At 54.3% G+C, this 19,063-nt stretch carries 21 protein-coding genes; 13 read left to right on the top strand and 8 right to left on the bottom strand.

Going from position 1 to position 19,063, the window contains the following annotated elements:
• The first annotated feature begins 168 nt into the window (after positions 1–168).
• The 6 genes from tgt (at position 169) to NA389_RS08635 (ending at position 5,494) form a co-directional block, all read left to right on the top strand.
• The gene (gene tgt, locus NA389_RS08660; protein WP_000667305.1) at positions 169–1,296 is read left to right on the top strand and encodes a tRNA guanosine(34) transglycosylase Tgt; all 1,128 of its coding nucleotides are present in this window, start codon (positions 169–171) and stop codon (positions 1,294–1,296) included.
• 22 nt (positions 1,297–1,318) lie between these two features.
• The gene (gene yajC / locus NA389_RS08655; protein ID WP_000007628.1) at positions 1,319–1,651 is read left to right on the top strand and encodes a preprotein translocase subunit YajC; all 333 of its coding nucleotides are present in this window, start codon (positions 1,319–1,321) and stop codon (positions 1,649–1,651) included.
• A 27-nt stretch (positions 1,652–1,678) separates the two neighbouring features.
• Positions 1,679–3,526 (top strand): protein translocase subunit SecD, encoded by a 1,848-nt coding sequence (secD, locus tag NA389_RS08650; protein ID WP_000934811.1) that lies wholly within the window; start codon positions 1,679–1,681, stop codon positions 3,524–3,526.
• 10 nt (positions 3,527–3,536) lie between these two features.
• The gene (gene secF, locus NA389_RS08645; protein WP_000046629.1) at positions 3,537–4,508 is read left to right on the top strand and encodes a protein translocase subunit SecF; all 972 of its coding nucleotides are present in this window, start codon (positions 3,537–3,539) and stop codon (positions 4,506–4,508) included.
• A gap of 93 nt (positions 4,509–4,601) precedes the next feature.
• Positions 4,602–4,949 carry an HNH nuclease YajD gene (gene yajD / locus NA389_RS08640; protein ID WP_000974818.1) on the top strand — a complete coding sequence of 116 codons (348 nt, stop codon included), beginning with the start codon at positions 4,602–4,604 and terminating at the stop codon, positions 4,947–4,949.
• Positions 4,950–5,386: 437 nt separating this feature from the next.
• The gene (locus NA389_RS08635; protein WP_000176312.1) at positions 5,387–5,494 is read left to right on the top strand and encodes a type I toxin-antitoxin system toxin Ldr family protein; all 108 of its coding nucleotides are present in this window, start codon (positions 5,387–5,389) and stop codon (positions 5,492–5,494) included.
• Positions 5,495–5,577: 83 nt separating this feature from the next.
• On the opposite strand, the gene NA389_RS08630 is transcribed toward NA389_RS08635, so the two are convergent.
• Entirely contained in the window at positions 5,578–6,441 is an 864-nt protein-coding gene (locus NA389_RS08630; RefSeq protein WP_000752021.1) for a nucleoside-specific channel-forming protein Tsx, read from the bottom strand.
• Between the two features lie 299 nt (positions 6,442–6,740).
• Positions 6,741–7,280 (bottom strand): DUF3251 domain-containing protein, encoded by a 540-nt coding sequence (locus NA389_RS08625; protein ID WP_000198486.1) that lies wholly within the window; start codon positions 7,278–7,280, stop codon positions 6,741–6,743.
• Positions 7,281–7,431: 151 nt separating this feature from the next.
• Between NA389_RS08625 and nrdR the strand changes: the two genes are divergently transcribed.
• From nrdR to pgpA, 6 genes are all read left to right on the top strand, one after another.
• Positions 7,432–7,881: a transcriptional regulator NrdR gene (nrdR, locus tag NA389_RS08620; protein WP_000543533.1), complete on the top strand. Its 450-nt coding sequence runs from the start codon at positions 7,432–7,434 to the stop codon at positions 7,879–7,881.
• Positions 7,882–7,884: 3 nt separating this feature from the next.
• Positions 7,885–8,988, top strand: a complete 1,104-nt coding sequence (gene ribD, locus NA389_RS08615; protein ID WP_001150219.1) for a bifunctional diaminohydroxyphosphoribosylaminopyrimidine deaminase/5-amino-6-(5-phosphoribosylamino)uracil reductase RibD — start codon at positions 7,885–7,887, stop codon at positions 8,986–8,988.
• Between the two features lie 88 nt (positions 8,989–9,076).
• Positions 9,077–9,547: a 6,7-dimethyl-8-ribityllumazine synthase gene (gene ribH, locus NA389_RS08610; RefSeq protein ID WP_001021370.1), complete on the top strand. Its 471-nt coding sequence runs from the start codon at positions 9,077–9,079 to the stop codon at positions 9,545–9,547.
• Between the two features lie 20 nt (positions 9,548–9,567).
• Positions 9,568–9,987 (top strand): transcription antitermination factor NusB, encoded by a 420-nt coding sequence (gene nusB, locus NA389_RS08605; RefSeq protein ID WP_000801129.1) that lies wholly within the window; start codon positions 9,568–9,570, stop codon positions 9,985–9,987.
• Positions 9,988–10,065: 78 nt separating this feature from the next.
• The gene (gene thiL, locus NA389_RS08600) at positions 10,066–11,043 is read left to right on the top strand and encodes a thiamine-phosphate kinase (protein ID WP_000752146.1); all 978 of its coding nucleotides are present in this window, start codon (positions 10,066–10,068) and stop codon (positions 11,041–11,043) included.
• Complete coding sequence (pgpA, locus tag NA389_RS08595; protein WP_000154056.1) at positions 11,021–11,536, top strand: phosphatidylglycerophosphatase A; 516 nt, start codon at positions 11,021–11,023, stop codon at positions 11,534–11,536. Before thiL ends, pgpA begins: the two co-directional genes overlap by 23 nt.
• A gap of 103 nt (positions 11,537–11,639) precedes the next feature.
• Here the strand turns inward: pgpA and NA389_RS08590 are convergent, their stop codons facing one another.
• From NA389_RS08590 to xseB, 4 genes are read right to left on the bottom strand one after another with little or no spacing between them, the layout of a single operon-like run.
• Entirely contained in the window at positions 11,640–12,614 is a 975-nt protein-coding gene (locus tag NA389_RS08590; protein WP_001199858.1) for an aldo/keto reductase, read from the bottom strand.
• Positions 12,615–12,670: 56 nt separating this feature from the next.
• Positions 12,671–14,533: a 1-deoxy-D-xylulose-5-phosphate synthase gene (gene dxs / locus NA389_RS08585; RefSeq protein ID WP_000006768.1), complete on the bottom strand. Its 1,863-nt coding sequence runs from the start codon at positions 14,531–14,533 to the stop codon at positions 12,671–12,673.
• Between the two features lie 23 nt (positions 14,534–14,556).
• Positions 14,557–15,456 carry a (2E,6E)-farnesyl diphosphate synthase gene (ispA, locus tag NA389_RS08580; protein ID WP_000348072.1) on the bottom strand — a complete coding sequence of 300 codons (900 nt, stop codon included), beginning with the start codon at positions 15,454–15,456 and terminating at the stop codon, positions 14,557–14,559.
• Positions 15,457–15,699, bottom strand: a complete 243-nt coding sequence (gene xseB, locus NA389_RS08575; protein ID WP_001124944.1) for an exodeoxyribonuclease VII small subunit — start codon at positions 15,697–15,699, stop codon at positions 15,457–15,459.
• Positions 15,700–15,908: 209 nt separating this feature from the next.
• Here xseB and thiI point away from each other — a divergent pair, with 209 nt between their 5' ends.
• Positions 15,909–17,357 carry a tRNA uracil 4-sulfurtransferase ThiI gene (thiI, locus tag NA389_RS08570; RefSeq protein WP_000668648.1) on the top strand — a complete coding sequence of 483 codons (1,449 nt, stop codon included), beginning with the start codon at positions 15,909–15,911 and terminating at the stop codon, positions 17,355–17,357.
• 43 nt (positions 17,358–17,400) lie between these two features.
• Here the strand turns inward: thiI and phnV are convergent, their stop codons facing one another.
• Complete coding sequence (gene phnV / locus NA389_RS08565) at positions 17,401–18,198, bottom strand: 2-aminoethylphosphonate ABC transport system, membrane component PhnV (RefSeq protein ID WP_000909790.1); 798 nt, start codon at positions 18,196–18,198, stop codon at positions 17,401–17,403.
• Between the two features lie 2 nt (positions 18,199–18,200).
• A complete protein-coding gene (phnU, locus tag NA389_RS08560) occupies positions 18,201–19,061 on the bottom strand; it encodes a 2-aminoethylphosphonate ABC transporter permease subunit (protein ID WP_000052718.1) in 861 nt (286 codons plus the stop codon).
• Positions 19,062–19,063: the final 2 nt, after the last annotated feature.

Raw genomic sequence — 19,063 nt, 5'->3', positions numbered from 1 at the left:
CCGGGCAGTGCTCGCCATCCTCACGTACTGCGTGTACGCTCCGGTGGCTGTGCGCTGGCCGACCCCAAACTGGCTGCGCCGATGACGCCTTCGGGAATTTATTAGCTATGGAATCATTCCGTAGCGAGTCGTTAAACGTCGGACTGTTTTTCTGACGCAGGAGTGATAATGAAATTTGAGTTAGATACCACCGATGGTCGCGCGCGTCGCGGTCGTCTGGTGTTTGATCGTGGCGTAGTGGAAACGCCTGCTTTTATGCCTGTGGGTACTTACGGTACCGTGAAAGGCATGACGCCGGAAGAAGTGGAAGCGACCGGCGCGCAGATTATTCTCGGCAACACTTTCCACCTGTGGCTGCGCCCGGGTCAGGAAATCATGAAGCTGCATGGCGATCTGCACGATTTTATGCAGTGGAAAGGGCCGATTCTCACCGATTCCGGCGGCTTCCAGGTTTTCAGCCTCGGCGATATTCGTAAGATTACCGAGCAAGGCGTGCACTTCCGTAACCCGATCAACGGCGATCCGATTTTCCTCGATCCGGAAAAGTCGATGGAGATCCAGTACGATCTCGGTTCCGATATCGTGATGATCTTTGATGAATGTACGCCGTATCCGGCAGACTGGGACTATGCTAAACGCTCGATGGAGATGTCGTTGCGTTGGGCGAAGCGTAGCCGCGACCGTTTTGATAGCCTTGGCAATAAGAATGCGCTTTTTGGCATCATTCAGGGCAGCGTTTACGAAGATTTACGCGATATCTCGGTGAAAGGTCTGGTAGAGATTGGCTTTGATGGCTACGCTGTCGGCGGTTTGGCTGTCGGTGAGCCGAAAGCAGATATGCACCGCATTCTGGAGCACGTTTGCCCGCAGATTCCGGCTGACAAACCGCGTTACCTGATGGGCGTGGGTAAACCGGAAGATCTGGTGGAAGGGGTGCGTCGCGGTATTGATATGTTTGACTGTGTCATGCCAACGCGAAATGCCCGTAATGGTCATCTGTTTGTGACCGACGGCGTGGTGAAGATTCGTAATGCAAAGCATAAAAGCGACACCAGCCCGCTTGACGCCGAGTGCGATTGCTACACTTGTCGCAATTATTCACGCGCTTACTTGCATCATCTCGACCGTTGCAACGAAATATTAGGTGCGCGTCTCAATACCATTCATAACTTGCGTTACTACCAGCGTTTGATGGCGGGTTTACGCAAGGCTATTGAAGAGGGTAAATTAGAGAGCTTCGTAACCGAGTTTTACCAACGTCAGGGGCGACCCGTTCCACCTTTGAACGTTGATTAATTTTAATAATGAGGGAATTTGAATGAGCTTTTTTATTTCTGATGCGGTAGCGGCAACAGGTGCTCCGGCGCAGGGCAGCCCGATGTCTCTGATTTTAATGCTGGTGGTGTTTGGTCTGATTTTCTATTTCATGATCCTGCGCCCGCAGCAGAAGCGCACCAAAGAGCACAAAAAGCTGATGGACTCCATTGCGAAAGGTGATGAAGTTCTGACGAATGGCGGTCTGGTCGGTCGAGTGACCAAAGTAGCGGAAGCCGGCTACATTGCCATCGCGCTGAATGACACCACGGAAGTGGTTATCAAACGTGACTTCGTAGCTGCCGTTCTGCCGAAAGGCACCATGAAGGCGCTGTAATATTTCGTTTTCCCAAAGGGAACTGCCGTGTTAAACCGTTATCCTTTGTGGAAGTACATCATGCTGGTCGTCGTGATTATCGTCGGCCTGCTTTACGCACTTCCCAACCTGTATGGTGAGGATCCGGCTGTTCAAATCACTGGCGTGCGCGGCGTCGCCGCCAGTGAGCAAACGCTGATCCAGGTCCAGAAAACGTTACAAGAAGAAAAAATTCCCGCTAAGTCTGTGGCACTGGAAGAGGGCGCTATTCTTGCGCGCTTCGACACCACCGATACCCAGCTACGCGCCCGTGAAGCGCTGATGAGCGTGCTGGGGGATAAATATGTCGTGGCGCTTAACCTTGCGCCGGCTACGCCGCGCTGGTTGGCGGCTATTCACGCCGATCCGATGAAGCTCGGTCTTGATCTGCGCGGCGGCGTTCACTTCCTGATGGAAGTGGATATGGATACCGCGTTAGGTAAACTCCAGGAACAAAATATCGATAGCCTGCGCAGCGATCTGCGTGAAAAAGGCATTCCTTATACCACCGTTCGTAAAGAAAATAATTATGGGCTGAGCATCACGTTCCGTGACAGCAAAGCGCGTGATGAGGCGATCGCCTATCTGACGCCGCGTCATCGTGACCTGGTGATTTCCAGCCAGAGCGGCAATCAACTTCGCGCGGTAATGACCGATGCGCGCCTGAGCGAAGCGCGTGAATACGCCGTTCAGCAGAACATTAATATTCTGCGTAACCGTGTTAACCAACTGGGCGTCGCGGAGCCTGTCGTACAGCGTCAGGGCGCAGACCGTATTGTGGTTGAGCTGCCGGGTATCCAGGATACCGCTCGTGCGAAAGAAATTCTCGGCGCGACCGCGACGCTGGAATTCCGTCTGGTGAATACCAACGTTGACCAGGCCGCTGCTGCTGCCGGGCGCGTACCGGGTGATTCCGAAGTGAAACAGACCCGCGAAGGTCAGCCGGTGGTATTGTACAAACGCGTGATCCTCACCGGCGACCATATCACCGACTCGACGTCCAGCCAGGATGAATATAACCAACCGCAGGTTAACATCTCGCTGGATAGCGCAGGCGGCAATATCATGTCTAACTTCACTAAGGACAATATCGGCAAACCGATGGCGACCCTGTTTGTGGAGTATAAAGACAGCGGTAAGAAAGACGCTAACGGTCGCGCCGTACTGGTGAAACAGGAAGAGGTGATTAACATTGCCAACATCCAGTCTCGGCTGGGTAACAGCTTCCGTATTACCGGTATCAGCAACCCGAACGAAGCGCGTCAGCTCTCGTTGTTGCTGCGTGCGGGCGCCCTAATTGCGCCGATTCAGATCGTTGAAGAGCGCACCATTGGCCCGACTTTGGGTATGCAAAATATTAAGCAGGGCCTGGAAGCCTGTCTGGCCGGTCTGGTGGTCTCCATCCTGTTCATGATCTTCTTCTATAAGAAGTTTGGTCTGATTGCGACCAGCGCGTTAGTGGCTAACCTGGTGTTGATTGTCGGTATCATGTCGCTGTTGCCGGGGGCAACGCTCAGTATGCCGGGGATTGCGGGTATTGTGTTAACCCTTGCGGTGGCGGTCGACGCCAACGTTCTGATTAACGAACGTATCAAAGAAGAGTTGAGTAATGGCCGCACGGTACAGCAGGCGATAAACGAAGGCTATGCCGGCGCGTTCAGTTCCATCTTCGATGCGAACATCACGACGCTGATTAAAGTCATCATTCTGTATGCTGTCGGTACCGGGGCAATTAAAGGATTCGCGATTACGACCGGTATCGGTGTGGCGACGTCGATGTTTACCGCGATTATCGGTACGCGTGCTATCGTAAACCTGCTATATGGCGGCAAGCGCGTCACTAAGCTGTCAATCTGAGGAGTGCGATGTGGCACAGGAATACACTGTTGAACAACTAAACCACGGCCGTAAAGTCTATGACTTTATGCGCTGGGACTTCTGGGCATTCGGCATCTCCGGGCTGTTGCTGATCGCGGCCATTGTCATTATGGGCGTACGCGGGTTTAACTGGGGGCTGGATTTCACCGGTGGTACGGTAATTGAAATCACGCTGGAAAAACCGGCTGAAATGGACGTGATGCGCGAAGCGCTGCAAAAAGCGGGCTATGAAGAGCCGCAGTTGCAGAACTTTGGCAGCAGTCACGACATTATGGTGCGTATGCCGCCAACCGAAGGCGAAACCGGTGGTCAGGTGCTGGGTAGCAAAGTGGTGACGATCATTAATGAAGCCACCAACCAGAACGCGGCCGTGAAGCGTATTGAATTCGTGGGGCCAAGCGTGGGTGCCGATCTGGCGCAAACCGGCGCTATGGCGCTGCTGGTGGCGTTGATCTCTATCCTCGTTTATGTCGGTTTCCGCTTTGAGTGGCGACTGGCGGCAGGGGTGGTCATCGCGCTGGCGCACGACGTGATCATTACGCTGGGGATACTGTCGCTTTTCCATATCGAGATTGACCTGACCATTGTGGCATCGTTGATGTCGGTGATCGGTTACTCGCTGAACGACAGTATCGTGGTCTCTGACCGTATTCGTGAAAACTTCCGCAAAATCCGTCGCGGGACGCCTTACGAAATCTTTAACGTGTCGCTGACCCAGACGCTACACCGCACGTTGATTACCTCCGGTACGACGTTAGTGGTAATTCTGATGCTGTACCTCTTCGGCGGTCCGGTACTGGAAGGCTTCTCGCTGACGATGCTGATCGGTGTCTCTATTGGTACGGCATCTTCTATCTATGTCGCATCGGCGCTGGCGCTGAAACTCGGTATGAAGCGCGAGCATATGCTGCAGCAGAAAGTCGAAAAAGAAGGGGCGGATCAGCCGTCCATTCTGCCGTAAGCTGGCGTTAACATGACTGAAAAAAGCCGCAACATCGCAGGGTGCTGCGGCTTTTTATTATCCAGAATAAACTCGATTGCATGAGGAACTATCATGGCTATCATCCCAAAAAACTACGCGCGCCTGGAAAGCGGCTATCGTGAAAAAGCGCTGAAGCTGTTTCCGTGGGTGTGCGGACGTTGTTCCCGTGAGTTTGTGTATTCAAATCTGCGTGAGCTGACGGTGCATCATATCGATCATGACCACACCAATAATCCGGAAGACGGCAGCAACTGGGAGCTATTGTGCCTCTACTGCCACGATCACGAGCATTCCAAATATACCGAAGCCGATCAGTATGGTTCGACGGTCATTGCCGGGGAAGATGCGCAAAAAGATGTCGGCGAGGCGACTTATAACCCGTTTGCCGATCTGAAAGCGATGATGAACAAAAAGAAATAAGCAGGCTGCTGACAAAGTTGTTGGTGCTGTTGAATGTTAGGTTACGCTTCGCTCCACCCAACGGAATCCGCAATATAAATGAATTATTGGTTTTCGTAGGTCGGATGCAATCTGACATTTTTTCAGCCCCGGAGTTTGTCGCCAGCCCCAAACGTCCTGTAACGCATACATTGTCACTGGAATCCCGATCGCAAGGTTGGGATTTTTTTGTTTTTAATTCATGCCGATACTGGCGAGCAGAGTAGAATCAGCGGTAAGCCGGGGCAACCCGGTGAGGCGCAATGTTGCGGGGGCTTGATCCCCGGTGGCCTTGTCGCTGGAAAGAGAAAACCCCCGCACATTGTTCGGTATTCACCGGCAACATTACGGGGGCTAACTTGACCCTAGACAAGTTGAGGATAGCCGCGAACCGTTGCCATTGCAACAAAGGCGGCAATATGACGCTCACAGAGTTGAGCATTACTATCTGGCACGATCTGGCGGCACCAACGCTGGTCGGGATTGCGACAGGTCTGTTTTTAGGCTGGTGGCATCGCCGGAAGTAATGTGAAGTGGGCGCGACTCGCCGCCGCATGGCAGCATGCGCCCGAAACGGGCCAGAGGGCGACCTCTGGCCTTTTTTGCAGGTTTAGAAGTTGTAACCCACGACCAGGTAGCCGCCCCAGCCGGTAGATTTCGCGCTGAAATCGCCATCGCCCCAGTTCAGTTTTGCGCCATTCTGCCACTGTCCGCCGTTATGGAAGTAACGCGCAACGACCGAGTAGTGCCAGTGATCGTAGTTCAACGCCAGGATATGGCTGGAAGCGATGGAGTTGCTGGTACGGTTCGGATCGTCGCCTAAATCAGATCCCCAGTCAAAGTTGGTAAAGCCGATATAGCTCAGTTTGCCGCCCCACAGATCGGTGATGGGGACGAAGTATTTCACTTTGAAACGGTAGCCGTCCCATTCGTTTTCATTGGACGCGCCGTAGTTTTGCCACTGATATTTCGCATACACGTTCAGCGACAGGCCCATCGGCAGGCCGGTGTCGATATCGGTCCCCAGACCCATATACCACGTGCTCTGGCGGCTGGCTTTGTTATCGCCCATATCGTAGATGTAGTTGTTGGCGAAATACCACTCTTTAAACGGGCCGAAGCTCAGGTCTGCGCCGGTCAGCTTATCAATCGAGAAACGCGGTTCGATTTCCATGAACAGCGGAGAACCGTCGGACCAGATACCTTTATCGTTGCCGTTACCCCAATCAAAGGTTTTGGGAATATCGATATAGCCGTAGAAATCAAACCAGTCTTTTTTGGCAAATGCTTCATATTCCAGATAGACGTCGTTGTTCAATTTCGGCGAGAAACGGGTATGGTAGCTGCCTACCACGTTTACGCTCTGGTGCCACCAGTCGGACAAATACTGCGGCTGATCATTTTCTGCTGCGTTAGCAGTAAAAGATGAGGTGAGCGCCAGCGCTGCGCTGACTGCGAGTAAAGTTTTTTTCATATGTATGCCACTGTTTGAAATCCCTTACGGGAGTGAAAAGAACGCAATTTGCGTTTCTAAATATTTCGTGTTTCTGCGGAGCCTATTATAAAAATCATTGCTCACAAAAATATGTCTTGTTTCACATATCTATCATTTACGTAATCGATTGCGTTCACGTTTGCGCATTTTAGGTGCGGCGACAGTACTGTCTTTCATGAATATTACCAATCTATGTCATAAATGACGAAAATGTCAGTAGGGCAACAAAAGTCGCGCGGGGGATGTTGCGGAACGCACAAAACGCTCCGCCAGAACGTTTATTGATTAACAGGCTGAATATCATGGATGCGAATGAAGCCTAACTGCGCCGGAGTGATCCCCTTCAACGGTAACGAAATATTGACATCACTGGGCGCCAGCAAGCTGGCAGGGGCATTTACCAGAAGGCTCTGTGCATTCACCTCCTGATAGTTCTCCGTAGTGCCCTGAATTTGCCCGTACTCTACGGTAGCGCTGAATGCCGGCAGCGGATCGCGGGACTCGCCCTGAATGCGTAACGTTGCGTGAGCGCCGTCTGCGACAGGCGTAATCTCCAGCAATGTCATACGTAGCGTACCGATCTGACTCTCCAGCCGGGCAGGCGTATTGGCGCCAGGCAACAAATAGACGCCGCGGGTTGACTCCGCATTCAGCTTATTTTGTTGGGTAATTTTTACCGTTTCCTGATTCAGTTGGGTCATCTCTTTATTCAGGGTGCTAATGCTTTGATGCATCTGGCGAACTTCGCTCTGCGGCGCGCAGGCGGTCAGGCTCAAGAGACTTCCCACCAGGAGAATTCTTAGGTAACGTCTTGTCATGTCGATCATTTCCTTCGTGGTCCGATAGCGTAATGGTAGTGCGCTATACGCACAAAGGCACCGATCCTTTATCTCAAAAGCGCTCCGCCTTTGTTGTCGCGCCAGTTCAGGGTAAAATAGTGTTTTCTAAATCATCTGGTCAGGACGCCGTATGCATTGCCCATTTTGTTTCGCCGTAGATACCAAAGTCATTGACTCTCGTCTTGTAGGCGAGGGCTCGTCCGTGCGCCGCCGTCGGCAGTGTCTGGTGTGTAATGAACGCTTTACGACCTTTGAAGTGGCTGAACTGGTCATGCCGCGCGTGATAAAAAGTAACGATGTGCGCGAACCCTTTAATGAGGATAAGCTGCGTAGCGGCATGTTGAGAGCGCTGGAAAAAAGACCCGTCAGCGCAGATGATGTTGAAATGGCATTGAACCATATTAAGTCACAATTACGTGCCACTGGGGAGCGTGAAGTTCCCAGCAAGATGATTGGCAACCTGGTCATGGAGCAGCTGAAAAAACTCGATAAAGTCGCGTATATTCGCTTTGCCTCCGTCTATCGCAGTTTCGAAGATATCAAAGACTTTGGCGAAGAAATCGCTCGCCTACAGGACTAAGCCATGCAGGATGAGTTTTACATGGCGCGAGCGCTCAAACTGGCGCAGCGTGGACGTTTCACCACTCACCCGAACCCTAATGTCGGCTGTGTCATTGTTAACAATGGCGACATCGTCGGCGAAGGTTATCACCATCGCGCCGGAGAGCCGCACGCCGAGGTTCATGCGCTGCGGATGGCGGGCGCAAAAGCCAAAGGCGCAACCGCCTATGTCACGCTTGAACCCTGTAGCCATCATGGGCGAACGCCGCCATGTTGCGATGCGCTGATTGCGGCCGGCGTCGCGCGCGTGGTCGCCGCGATGCAGGACCCGAACCCACAGGTCGCCGGGCGCGGACTGTATCGTCTGCAACAGGCGGGTATTGCGGTCAGCCACGGGTTAATGATGAGTGAAGCGGAGGCGCTCAATAAAGGCTTCCTCAAACGGATGCGTACCGGATTCCCTTATCTTCAGCTTAAACTGGGCGCCTCCGTGGATGGACGGACGGCGATGGCCAGCGGCGAAAGCCAGTGGATCACCTCGCCGCAGGCCCGGCGCGACGTTCAGCGCTTGCGTGCGCAAAGCCACGCTATCTTAACCAGTAGCGCGACGGTATTGGCTGACGATCCGGCCTTGACGGTGCGTTGGGCGGAGTTAGACGCCTCTACGCAGGCGTCTTACCCGCAGGAAAATCTGCGCCAGCCGGTGCGAATTGTTATCGACAGCCAAAACCGGGTAACGCCTGCGCATCGTATTGTGCAGCAGCCTGGCGAAACGTGGATTGCGCGTACCCAGGAAGATAGCCGCACGTGGCCCGATGCGGTTCGTACTATCAGCGTACCAGCGCACAACGGACATTTGGATCTGGTTGTGCTGATGATGCAGTTAGGCAGGCAGCAGATTAATAGCATATGGGTTGAAGCCGGACCGGGGCTGGCGGGCGCGTTGCTGCAAGCCGGGCTGGTGGATGAACTGATTGTCTATGTCGCGCCTAAATTGTTGGGAACCCAGGCGCGGGGATTATGCGAATTGCCGGGGCTTGAGAAGCTCGCCGACGCGCCGCAATTTACCTTCAGCGAAATACGACATGTCGGCCCGGATGTTTGCCTGCATATGGTGAGCGCATGAGTTCTCCCGTCGAAAGGGGAGCAGCGCTCAAATTATTATGATAAAATCCGCCCCCCTGCGGGGCCAAATGAACCCTGGAAGAGAGAATATGAACATTATTAAAGCTAACGTTGCAGCCCCTGACGCTCGCGTCGCCATCACTATTGCGCGTTTCAATCAGTTTATCAACGACAGCCTGCTGGATGGCGCGGTTGATGCCCTGACGCGTATTGGTCAGGTAAAAGATGATAATATTACCGTAGTGTGGGTGCCTGGCGCCTATGAACTGCCGCTGGCGACCGATGCGCTGGCGAAAAGCGGTAAATATGACGCCGTGGTTGCGCTGGGAACCGTGATTCGCGGGGGGACTGCGCACTTTGAATATGTGGCAGGCGGCGCCAGCAATGGCCTGGCAAGCGTTGCCCAGGACAGTGGCGTGCCGGTAGCCTTTGGTGTTCTGACCACCGAGAGTATTGAACAAGCCATCGAACGTGCTGGTACAAAAGCCGGTAATAAAGGCGCAGAAGCTGCGCTGACCGCGCTTGAAATGATTAATGTATTGAAAGCCATTAAGGCCTGATTTTTTGTAAGGGGAATTCCGTGAAACCTGCTGCTCGTCGCCGCGCCCGTGAGTGTGCCGTCCAGGCGCTTTACTCCTGGCAGTTGTCCCAGAACGACATCGCTGATGTTGAATACCAGTTCCTGGCGGAACAGGACGTAAAAGACGTCGACGTTCTCTATTTCCGTGAACTGCTATCCGGGGTGGCGACTAACAGCGCGTACCTGGATGGTTTAATGAAACCGTATCTGTCCCGCCTGCTTGAAGAGCTGGGACAGGTTGAAAAAGCCGTGCTGCGTATTGCGTTGTTTGAGCTGTCAAAACGCAGCGATGTGCCTTATAAAGTGGCCATCAACGAAGCGATTGAACTGGCGAAAACCTTTGGCGCTGAAGACAGCCACAAATTCGTCAACGGCGTACTGGATAAAGCAGCTCCGGTGATTCGTCCTAACAAAAAGTGATTCACAGGCCGGAAAGATAGCGGGCGATCGATACCCGCCGTCTCCGGCCTTTTCTTTTTTTCTGCTGAGGCATAACGTATGGCATGTGGCGAGTTTTCCCTGATTGCCCGTTATTTTGACCGTGTAAGAAGCTCTCGTCTTGATGTTGAAACCGGTATTGGCGACGATTGCGCGCTCCTGAATATTCCTGAAAAGCAGACCCTGGCGATCAGTACCGATACGCTGGTGGCGGGCAACCACTTCCTCCCCAATATCGATCCTGCCGATCTGGCTTATAAAGCGTTGGCGGTGAATTTAAGCGATCTGGCCGCGATGGGGGCCGACCCGGCCTGGTTAACGCTGGCGTTAACGTTGCCGGAAGTGGATGAGCCGTGGCTGGAGGCTTTTAGCGACAGTCTGTTTGCGCTATTGAATTACTACGATATGCAGCTCATTGGCGGGGACACCACGCGTGGACCGCTGTCGATGACGCTGGGTATCCACGGTTATATCCCGGCAGGGCGCGCACTCAAGCGATCTGGCGCGAAGCCGGGCGACTGGATTTATATCACCGGTACGCCGGGCGACAGCGCTGCCGGGCTGGCGGTTTTGCAAAACCGGCTACAGGTGTCGGAGGAGACAGACGCTCACTATTTAATTCAACGGCATTTACGCCCGACGCCGCGTATTTTACACGGCCAGGCGCTGCGTGATATCGCCAGCGCGGCTATCGATCTTTCCGATGGTTTGATTTCCGATCTGGGGCATATCGTCAAGGCCAGCGGCTGTGGGGCAAGAGTAGATGTTGATGCGCTGCCAAAATCCGATGCGATGATGCGCCATGTTGATGACGGGCAGGCGCTGCGTTGGGCGCTTTCCGGCGGCGAAGACTATGAGCTGTGCTTTACGGTGCCGGAACTGAACCGTGGCGCGCTGGATGTCGCCATTGGTCAACTGGGTGTTCCCTTTACCTGCATAGGTCAAATGAGCGCAGATATTGAAGGGCTGAATTTTGTACGTGACGGAATGCCTGTCACCTTTGACTGGAAAGGATATGACCATTTTGCCACGCCATAAAGATGTTGCGAAAAGCCGCCTGAATTTGCGCAATCCGTGGCATCTGCTCGCTATCGGCTTTGGCAGCGGGCTGAGCCCCGTGGTGCCGGGCACGATGGGCTCGCTGGCGGCGATCCCCTTCTGGTATCTGATGACGTTTCTGCCGTGGCAGCTTTATTCGCTGGTCGTGATGTTTGGGATCTGCATTGGCGTTTATCTTTGCCATCAGACGGCGAAAGATATGGGCGTACACGACCACGGCAGTATTGTCTGGGATGAATTTATCGGTATGTGGATAACGCTGATGGCGTTGCCGACGACGGACTGGCAGTGGGTGGCTGCCGGGTTCGTTATTTTCCGCATTCTGGATATGTGGAAACCCTGGCCGATCCGTTGGTTTGATCGCAACGTGCACGGCGGCATGGGGATTATGATCGATGATATCGTCGCCGGGGTGATATCCGCCGGCATACTGTATTTTATCGGTCATCACTGGCCGCTCGGTATTATTTAAAGGGTTTGCCGGATGGCGGCGTAAACACCTTATCCGGCCTAACCCCGAACAATATGTCGATTTCACAGGCCCGATAAGCGTCGCGCCATCGGGCAATGGCGGATTATTTAAATCCCACCACCGGATGCTGTTTGTACGGTGTTTCGAGTTCGGCAATCTGCTCCGGTTTGAGCGTTAAATCAACGGCATTCAGCAACTCATCTAACTGCTCTTCACGCGAAGCGCCGATAATCGGCGCGGCGACGCCTCGTTTGCTGAGTAGCCAGGCCAGCGCGACCTGCGCTCGCGTTGCGCCAAGCGCCTCGCTGACGCCAGCCAGCCGTTCCGCTATTTGCGCATCATTTTTATCGCTTTCAGCGTATAAATTTTTACCCACGTCATCCGAGACCAGCCGGGCCGTGGTTTCTCCCCAAGGGCGAGTTAAGCGTCCGCGCGCCAGCGGACTCCACGGAATCACGGCAACGCCTTCCTGCCAGCACAGCGGTAGCATCTCTCGCTCTTCCTCGCGGTAGATCAGGTTATAGTGATCCTGCATGGTGACAAACGGCGCCCAGCCGTGTTGTTTTTGTAGCGCCAGCGCCTGGGCAAATTGTGAGGCGTGCATTGAGGAAGCGCCGATATAGCGGGCTTTACCCGCCTTCACCACGTCGTTTAGCGCTTCCAGAGTTTCTTCTATTGGTGTGGTGTAATCCCAGCGGTGGATTTGCAGGATATCGACATACTCCATTCCCAGACGGGCGAGGCTATCGTCAATAGAGCGCAGGATTTGCGCGCGGGACAATCCTTCCGGCAGATCGCCGACGCGATGGAAGACTTTCGTCGCTACCACCACCTCGTCGCGCCGGGCGAAATCACGCAGCGCGCGACCGACAATCTCTTCGCTGCTGCCGTCGGAGTAGCTGTTGGCGGTATCAAAAAAGTTAATGCCGCCCTCAAGGGCGCGCTTGATGATGGGACGGCTGCTCTCTTCGGGAAGCGTCCAGGCGTGATTGCCGCGACTCGGCTCGCCGAATGTCATGCAGCCCAGACAAAGGCGGGATACCCGAAGATCTGTATTTCCTAACGTGTTGTATTGCATGACTCCGCTCCTGTTATACCCGTCACTCTTCAAGCATAGCAGGAGCAAAGAGGGGATTATGCCAGCCAGGCCTTGATTTTGGCTTCAATGCCTGCGGCGTCGAGCCCCAGTTCCGCGCGGGCTTCTTCCTGCGTTCCTTGCGGGATAAAGAAATCCGGAAGGCCGATATTCAGCACAGGTACAGGTTTACGATGGGCCATTAGCACTTCGTTTACGCCGCTGCCAGCGCCGCCCATAATGGCGTTTTCTTCCAGCGTCACCAGCGCGTCATGCTGCGCGGCCATCTCCAGAATTAACGTGTCGTCCAGCGGCTTAACAAAGCGCATGTCGACCAGCGTGGCGTTCAGCGCTTCGGCGACTTTCGCCGCCTCAGGCATTAAGGTGCCAAAGTTCAGAATCGCCAGTTTTTCGCCATGACGCTTCACAAGGCCTTTACCAATAGGCAGTTTTTCCAGCGGGGTTAGCGCCACGCCCTGCGCATTACCGCGTGGATAACGTACTGCCGTCGGGCCGTCGTTATAGTGATACCCGGTAAATAACATCTGGCGACATTCGTTTTCGTCGCTTGGCGTCATGATCACCATATCCGGGATGCAGCGCAGATAGGAGAGATCGAACGCGCCCTGGTGTGTTTGTCCATCCGCGCCAACGATACCGGCGCGATCGATGGCGAACATGACCGGCAGTTTCTGGATAGCGACGTCATGGATGACCTGATCGTAGGCGCGTTGCAGGAAAGTAGAGTAGATCGCCACGACGGGCTTATAGCCGCCAATCGCCAGGCCTGCGGCGAAGGTGACGGCATGCTGCTCGGCGATGGCGACGTCAAAATAGCGATCCGGGAATTTACGTGAAAATTCCACCATGCCGGAACCTTCGCGCATTGCCGGGGTGATCGCCATCAGCTTGCTGTCTTTGGCGGCGGTTTCACACAGCCAGTCACCGAAGATTTTTGAATAACCTGGCAGACCGCCGCTGCTTTTCGGCAAACATCCGCTGGAAGGATCAAATTTAGGCACCGCATGGAAAGTGATCGGATCTTTTTCCGCGGGCTCATAGCCGCGGCCTTTCTTGGTCATGATATGCAGGAACTGCGGGCCTTTCAGGTCGCGCATGTTCTTCAATGTGCTGATAAGCCCCATGACATCGTGACCATCGACCGGCCCGATGTAGTTAAAGCCCAGCTCTTCGAACAGTGTGCCCGGCACAACCATGCCTTTAATATGTTCTTCGGTACGCTTGAGCAGTTCTTTAATTGGCGGTACGCCGGAGAAGACCTTTTTTCCGCCTTCGCGCAGAGAAGAGTAAAGCTTACCGGAAAGTAGCTGCGCCAGATGGTTGTTGAGCGCGCCGACGTTTTCCGAAATCGACATCTCATTGTCGTTCAGAATGACCAGCATGTCGGGCCGGATATCGCCTGCGTGATTCATTGCTTCAAACGCCATACCGGCGGTGATGGCGCCGTCGCCTATCACACAGACGGTGCGGCGATCTTTGCCTTCTTTCTCCGCCGCCACGGCAATGCCGATACCGGCGCTGATGGAGGTGGAGGAATGCCCAACGCTCAGCACATCGTATTCGCTTTCTCCGCGCCACGGGAACGGGTGCAGACCGCCTTTCTGGCGAATGGTGCCGATTTTGTCGCGACGACCGGTAAGGATTTTATGTGGATAAGCCTGGTGTCCAACATCCCAGATTAGCTGGTCAAACGGGGTGTTGTAGACATAATGCAGCGCCACGGTAAGTTCTACCGTGCCCAGTCCGGAAGCGAAGTGCCCGCTGGAACGGCTTACGCTGTCGAGTAAGTAGCGGCGTAGCTCGTCGCAGAGTTTCGGCAGAATCTCTTTCGGTAACAGTCGTAACTCCTGGGTGGAGTCGACCAATGCCAGGGTAGGGTATTTGGCTATATCAAAACTCATCGCAAGCTCATTGGATATGGGGTTTATTTATCACGCTGGATTATGTAGTTCGCTAGCGCTTCCAGTGCCGAGGTGTCCAGTGATTGCGCGGCCAGCTGATGTAACGACTGACGGGCGTCCTCTATCAGGTCCCGGGCTTTATTCCGGGCTTGCTCAAGACCCAGAAGTGCAGGGTAGGTACTTTTGCCAAGCTGCTGGTCTGCGCCCTGACGTTTACCTAACGTTGCAGTATCGCCCACCACATCCAGAATGTCATCCTGAACCTGGAAGGCAAGGCCGATACTCTCTGCATAGCGGTCAAGTATCGGCAGAGTATTCCGTCCTTCATCGCCCGCGCTCAACGCGCCAAGTCTAACGGCGGCGCGAATGAGCGCGCCGGTCTTATGGCGATGAATGCGTTCCAGCGCGTCCAGAGTGATCCGCTGGCCTTCTGCCGCCAGATCCAATGCCTGACCACCGCACATACCGGCGATGCCGCTGGCGTTCGCCAGTTCGGCGATCATCGCGATACGATCGCGATCGGCGACTTCCGGCATCGGCGCGTCGCTGATAATGGCAAACGCCAGCGTTTGCAACGCGTCTCCCGCCAGGATTGCGTTGGCTTCGCCAAATTTAATATGGCAAGTCGGCAGGCCGCGACGCAAATCGTCATCGTCCATTGCTGGCAGGTCGTCATGGATCAGCGAATAGGCATGAATGCATTCGACCGCCGCAGCTGGCGCATCCAGCGTTGCCGTACTGACGCCAAACATTTGACCGGTGGCGTAAACCAGAAATGGCCGCAGGCGTTTACCGCCTAATAATGCGCCATACTGCATGGCTTCGACCACGGGAGTGTTCTGAAAGGGCAGTGGCGCGATAAAACGGCTCAGCGCCTGATTCGCTTGCGTTACGCAAGCCTGTAGCTGCTGCGTAAAGTCCATTTACTCATTATCCGCGATAAAAGGCTCAGGTGAAGCCTCTTCATTATCAGACAGCAAAATTTGCACGCGCTGTTCCGCCTGCTGCAGTTTTGCCTGCCCCTGACGCGCCAGTTGTACGCCGCGCTCGAATTCATTCAGCGCGTCTTCCAGCGGCAAATCGCCGCTTTCCAGGCGGGTAACAATATGTTCCAGCTCGCTCAGCGCAGTTTCAAAGCTGGCGGGCGCCTCATTTTTCTTCGGCATGATGACTGTTTGACTCTCTGTAATGGCAGCACAAGTCTATGGTAACGGACTCACACTGATAAGCAAATAACGCGCAATGGTAAGGGGAAATGCGCAAGATGTCCGTGATAGTGATATACTTCCGCGCCTGGATGCAGCCGTAGGTATGGGCTGCTGTACTATTTCTCCACGACAAGCCTTAGATAGCTTGCTAAAGAACCATTGCCGCCATGAAGTTTATCATTAAATTGTTCCCGGAAATCACTATCAAAAGCCAATCTGTGCGTTTGCGCTTTATAAAAATTTTAACCGGGAACATCCGTAACGTTTTAAAGCACTACGATGAGACCCTCGCGGTTGTCCGTCACTGGGATAACATTGAAGTTCGCGCCAAAGATGAAAACCAGCGTCTGGCGATTCGCGACGCGCTGACCCGCATTCCGGGGATTCACCATATTCTTGAAGTCGAAGATGTGCCGTTCACCGATATGCACGACATTTTCGAGAAAGCGTTGGCGCAGTATCGCGAGCAGCTTGAAGGCAAAACCTTCTGCGTGCGCGTAAAACGTCGCGGTAAGCATGAGTTTAGCTCCATTGAGGTGGAGCGCTATGTCGGCGGCGGATTAAATCAGCATATTGAATCGGCGCGCGTGAAGCTCACTAACCCGGATGTGACGGTGCATCTGGAAGTGGAAGATGATCGCCTGCTGTTAATCAAAGGGCGTTATGAAGGTATTGGCGGTTTCCCGATTGGCACCCAGGAAGATGTGCTGTCGCTGATCTCCGGCGGTTTTGACTCCGGCGTCTCCAGCTATATGCTGATGCGTCGCGGCTGCCGCGTACACTACTGCTTCTTTAACCTCGGCGGCGCGGCGCATGAAATCGGCGTTCGCCAGGTGGCGCATTACCTGTGGAACCGCTTTGGCAGCTCCCATCGCGTGCGTTTTGTAGCGATTAACTTCGAACCGGTGGTCGGCGAGATTCTGGAGAAAGTTGACGACGGCCAGATGGGCGTGGTGCTCAAACGTATGATGGTACGCGCGGCGTCGAAAGTGGCGGAACGTTACGGCGTACAGGCGCTGGTGACCGGCGAAGCGCTGGGCCAGGTGTCCAGCCAGACGCTAACCAACTTGCGCTTGATCGATAACGTGTCTGACACGCTGATCTTGCGCCCGCTGATCTCTTACGATAAAGAGCACATTATCAACCTGGCGCGCCAGATTGGTACGGAAGATTTTGCCCGTACGATGCCGGAATACTGTGGCGTGATTTCCAAAAGTCCGACGGTGAAAGCCATTAAAGCGAAAATTGAAGCCGAAGAAGAAAATTTCGACTTCAGTATTCTCGATAAGGTGGTAGAAGAAGCGAACAACGTCGATATTCGTGAAATCGCCCAGCAGACCCAGCAGGAGGTGGTGGAAGTAGAAACCGTGAGCGGTTTTGGCGCCAACGATGTGATTCTGGATATCCGTTCTGTCGATGAGCAGGATGACAAGCCGCTGAAAGTGGAAGGCGTCGACGTCGTTTCGCTGCCTTTCTACAAGCTGAGCACTAAATTTGGCGACCTCGATCAGAGCAAAACCTGGCTGCTATGGTGCGAACGCGGCGTAATGAGTCGCCTGCAGGCGCTCTATCTGCGCGAGCAGGGGTTTGCCAATGTGAAGGTGTATCGTCCGTAATTCCTTTGCCGGGTGGCGGCTATGTCCTACCCGGCCTACCGTTTTATTTGTGCCCCAACCGTTTTGCAATGCGCTCCAGCTTCATCATCAGCAGCAGCGTAATGGCCACCAGCACAATGGTCAGCGCCGCGCCGTCGGCGATATTTCCACGGTCGGTCAGGCTAAAGATAGCCACCGGTAGCGTCGTCCAGCCCGGCGGATAAATCATCATCGTCGCGCCCAACTCCCCCATGGAGAGCGATAAACTCAGCGCCAGCGCTGACATCATCCACGGCATCAATAACGGCAACGTCACGTGACGCAGACGATACCAGGGCGATGCCCCCAGACTCGACGCGACGTTTTCAATATCGGCGGAAATTCGCGCCAGTCCGGTCGACACGTTACTGAAGGTAAAGGCGGAAATCAGCACAAAGTGCGCTGTCAGCACAATCCATAGGGTGCCGTTCATTTGCAATGGCCCCTGGCTGAAAGCAACCAGAATGCCCAGGCCCACGGATACTGACGGAATCGCACTCGGCAGATAGAACACCATACTTAACCATTTCTGCGTTTTCACCCCATATTGACGCAGCGCCAGCGCCGCCCAAACGCCGCAAAGCAGCGCAAACAGGCTGGCGCAAAAGCCAATCGTGAGGCTGGCAAGTAGGGCGTCCCATGCCGCACCGTGCAGAGCGTTAACAAAGTGGTTCAGTGTGAAGCCACTCGGCAGAATACCGTTCCACTGCTGGCTAAGGCTGGACATCAGAATCACTGCCAGCGGCAGGAAAAAGAACACGATAAACAGTACGCTAGCCACAACGCCCGCCGCTGCGCGTCCTTTAGGTGACCAAATTAGCATGGCTAGCTCCTTACGCTGGTACGCGATGCCGCCAGGCGATAGAGGGAGAACAGCCCCAGCGACAAGACAATGTTAATCAACGCAATCATGCAGGCGACCGTATAGTCGGACTCCAGAATCGCTTTGCTGTAAACCATCATCGGCAGGGTGTTAACTCCCTTCGCGCCAATAAACAGTACGATGCCAAACTCGTTAGTGGTCAACAGCAGGCACAGGCTGCCACCAGCCATCAGCGCCGGTAGCGCCGCCGGGAAAATCACCTGCCCAATCACCCGTAATGGGTGCGCCCCCAGAATGCTGGCTGCCTCTAGCTGGCTTTTATCAATTTGCCGCAGCGCGGCCATCAGTGGCCGCATCACCAGCGGAGTGAACACCGTGATCTCCGCCAGAATGACGCCCTGCATCGAGTAGAGAAAATCCACCGGCGGTAGCTCAAAGGCAAACAGGCTCATCAGCGTACCGTTGAGCAGACCCGCTGACCCATAAATAAAGGTGAACGCCAGCGTAATCAGGAAGGTCGGCAGCGCAATAAAAGTATCGACGACCCGACCAATCAACTCGCTTCCGGGGAAAGGAATAAACACCAGAATCAGCGACATCACGCTGCCCAGCAGCAGGCAACCGGCGGTGGCGAAAAAGGCGATTTGCAACGTGTTCAGCAACGCGCCGACAAAGCGTTTCGAGTCGACCACCTGGCGGAAGGTCTCGAGCCCGATCTCGCCATTGGCACCGCGTAGCGCCTGTTCAACGATGAGCGACAGAGGCCAGAAAAACAGTGTCGCCAGCACCAGCAACGGGAGCAGCAGCCACAGCAGCGGGCGTAGGTTAAGCGCCGGTTTTTCCAGAGGTAAAATGAGTGACATGG

The organism is Salmonella sp. NW645 (genome assembly GCF_051703725.1).
Lineage (GTDB): Bacteria > Pseudomonadota > Gammaproteobacteria > Enterobacterales > Enterobacteriaceae > Salmonella > Salmonella enterica.
The sequence above is the reverse complement of the archived record's forward strand: the minus strand, read 5'-3'. Positions and strand labels throughout refer to the sequence as shown.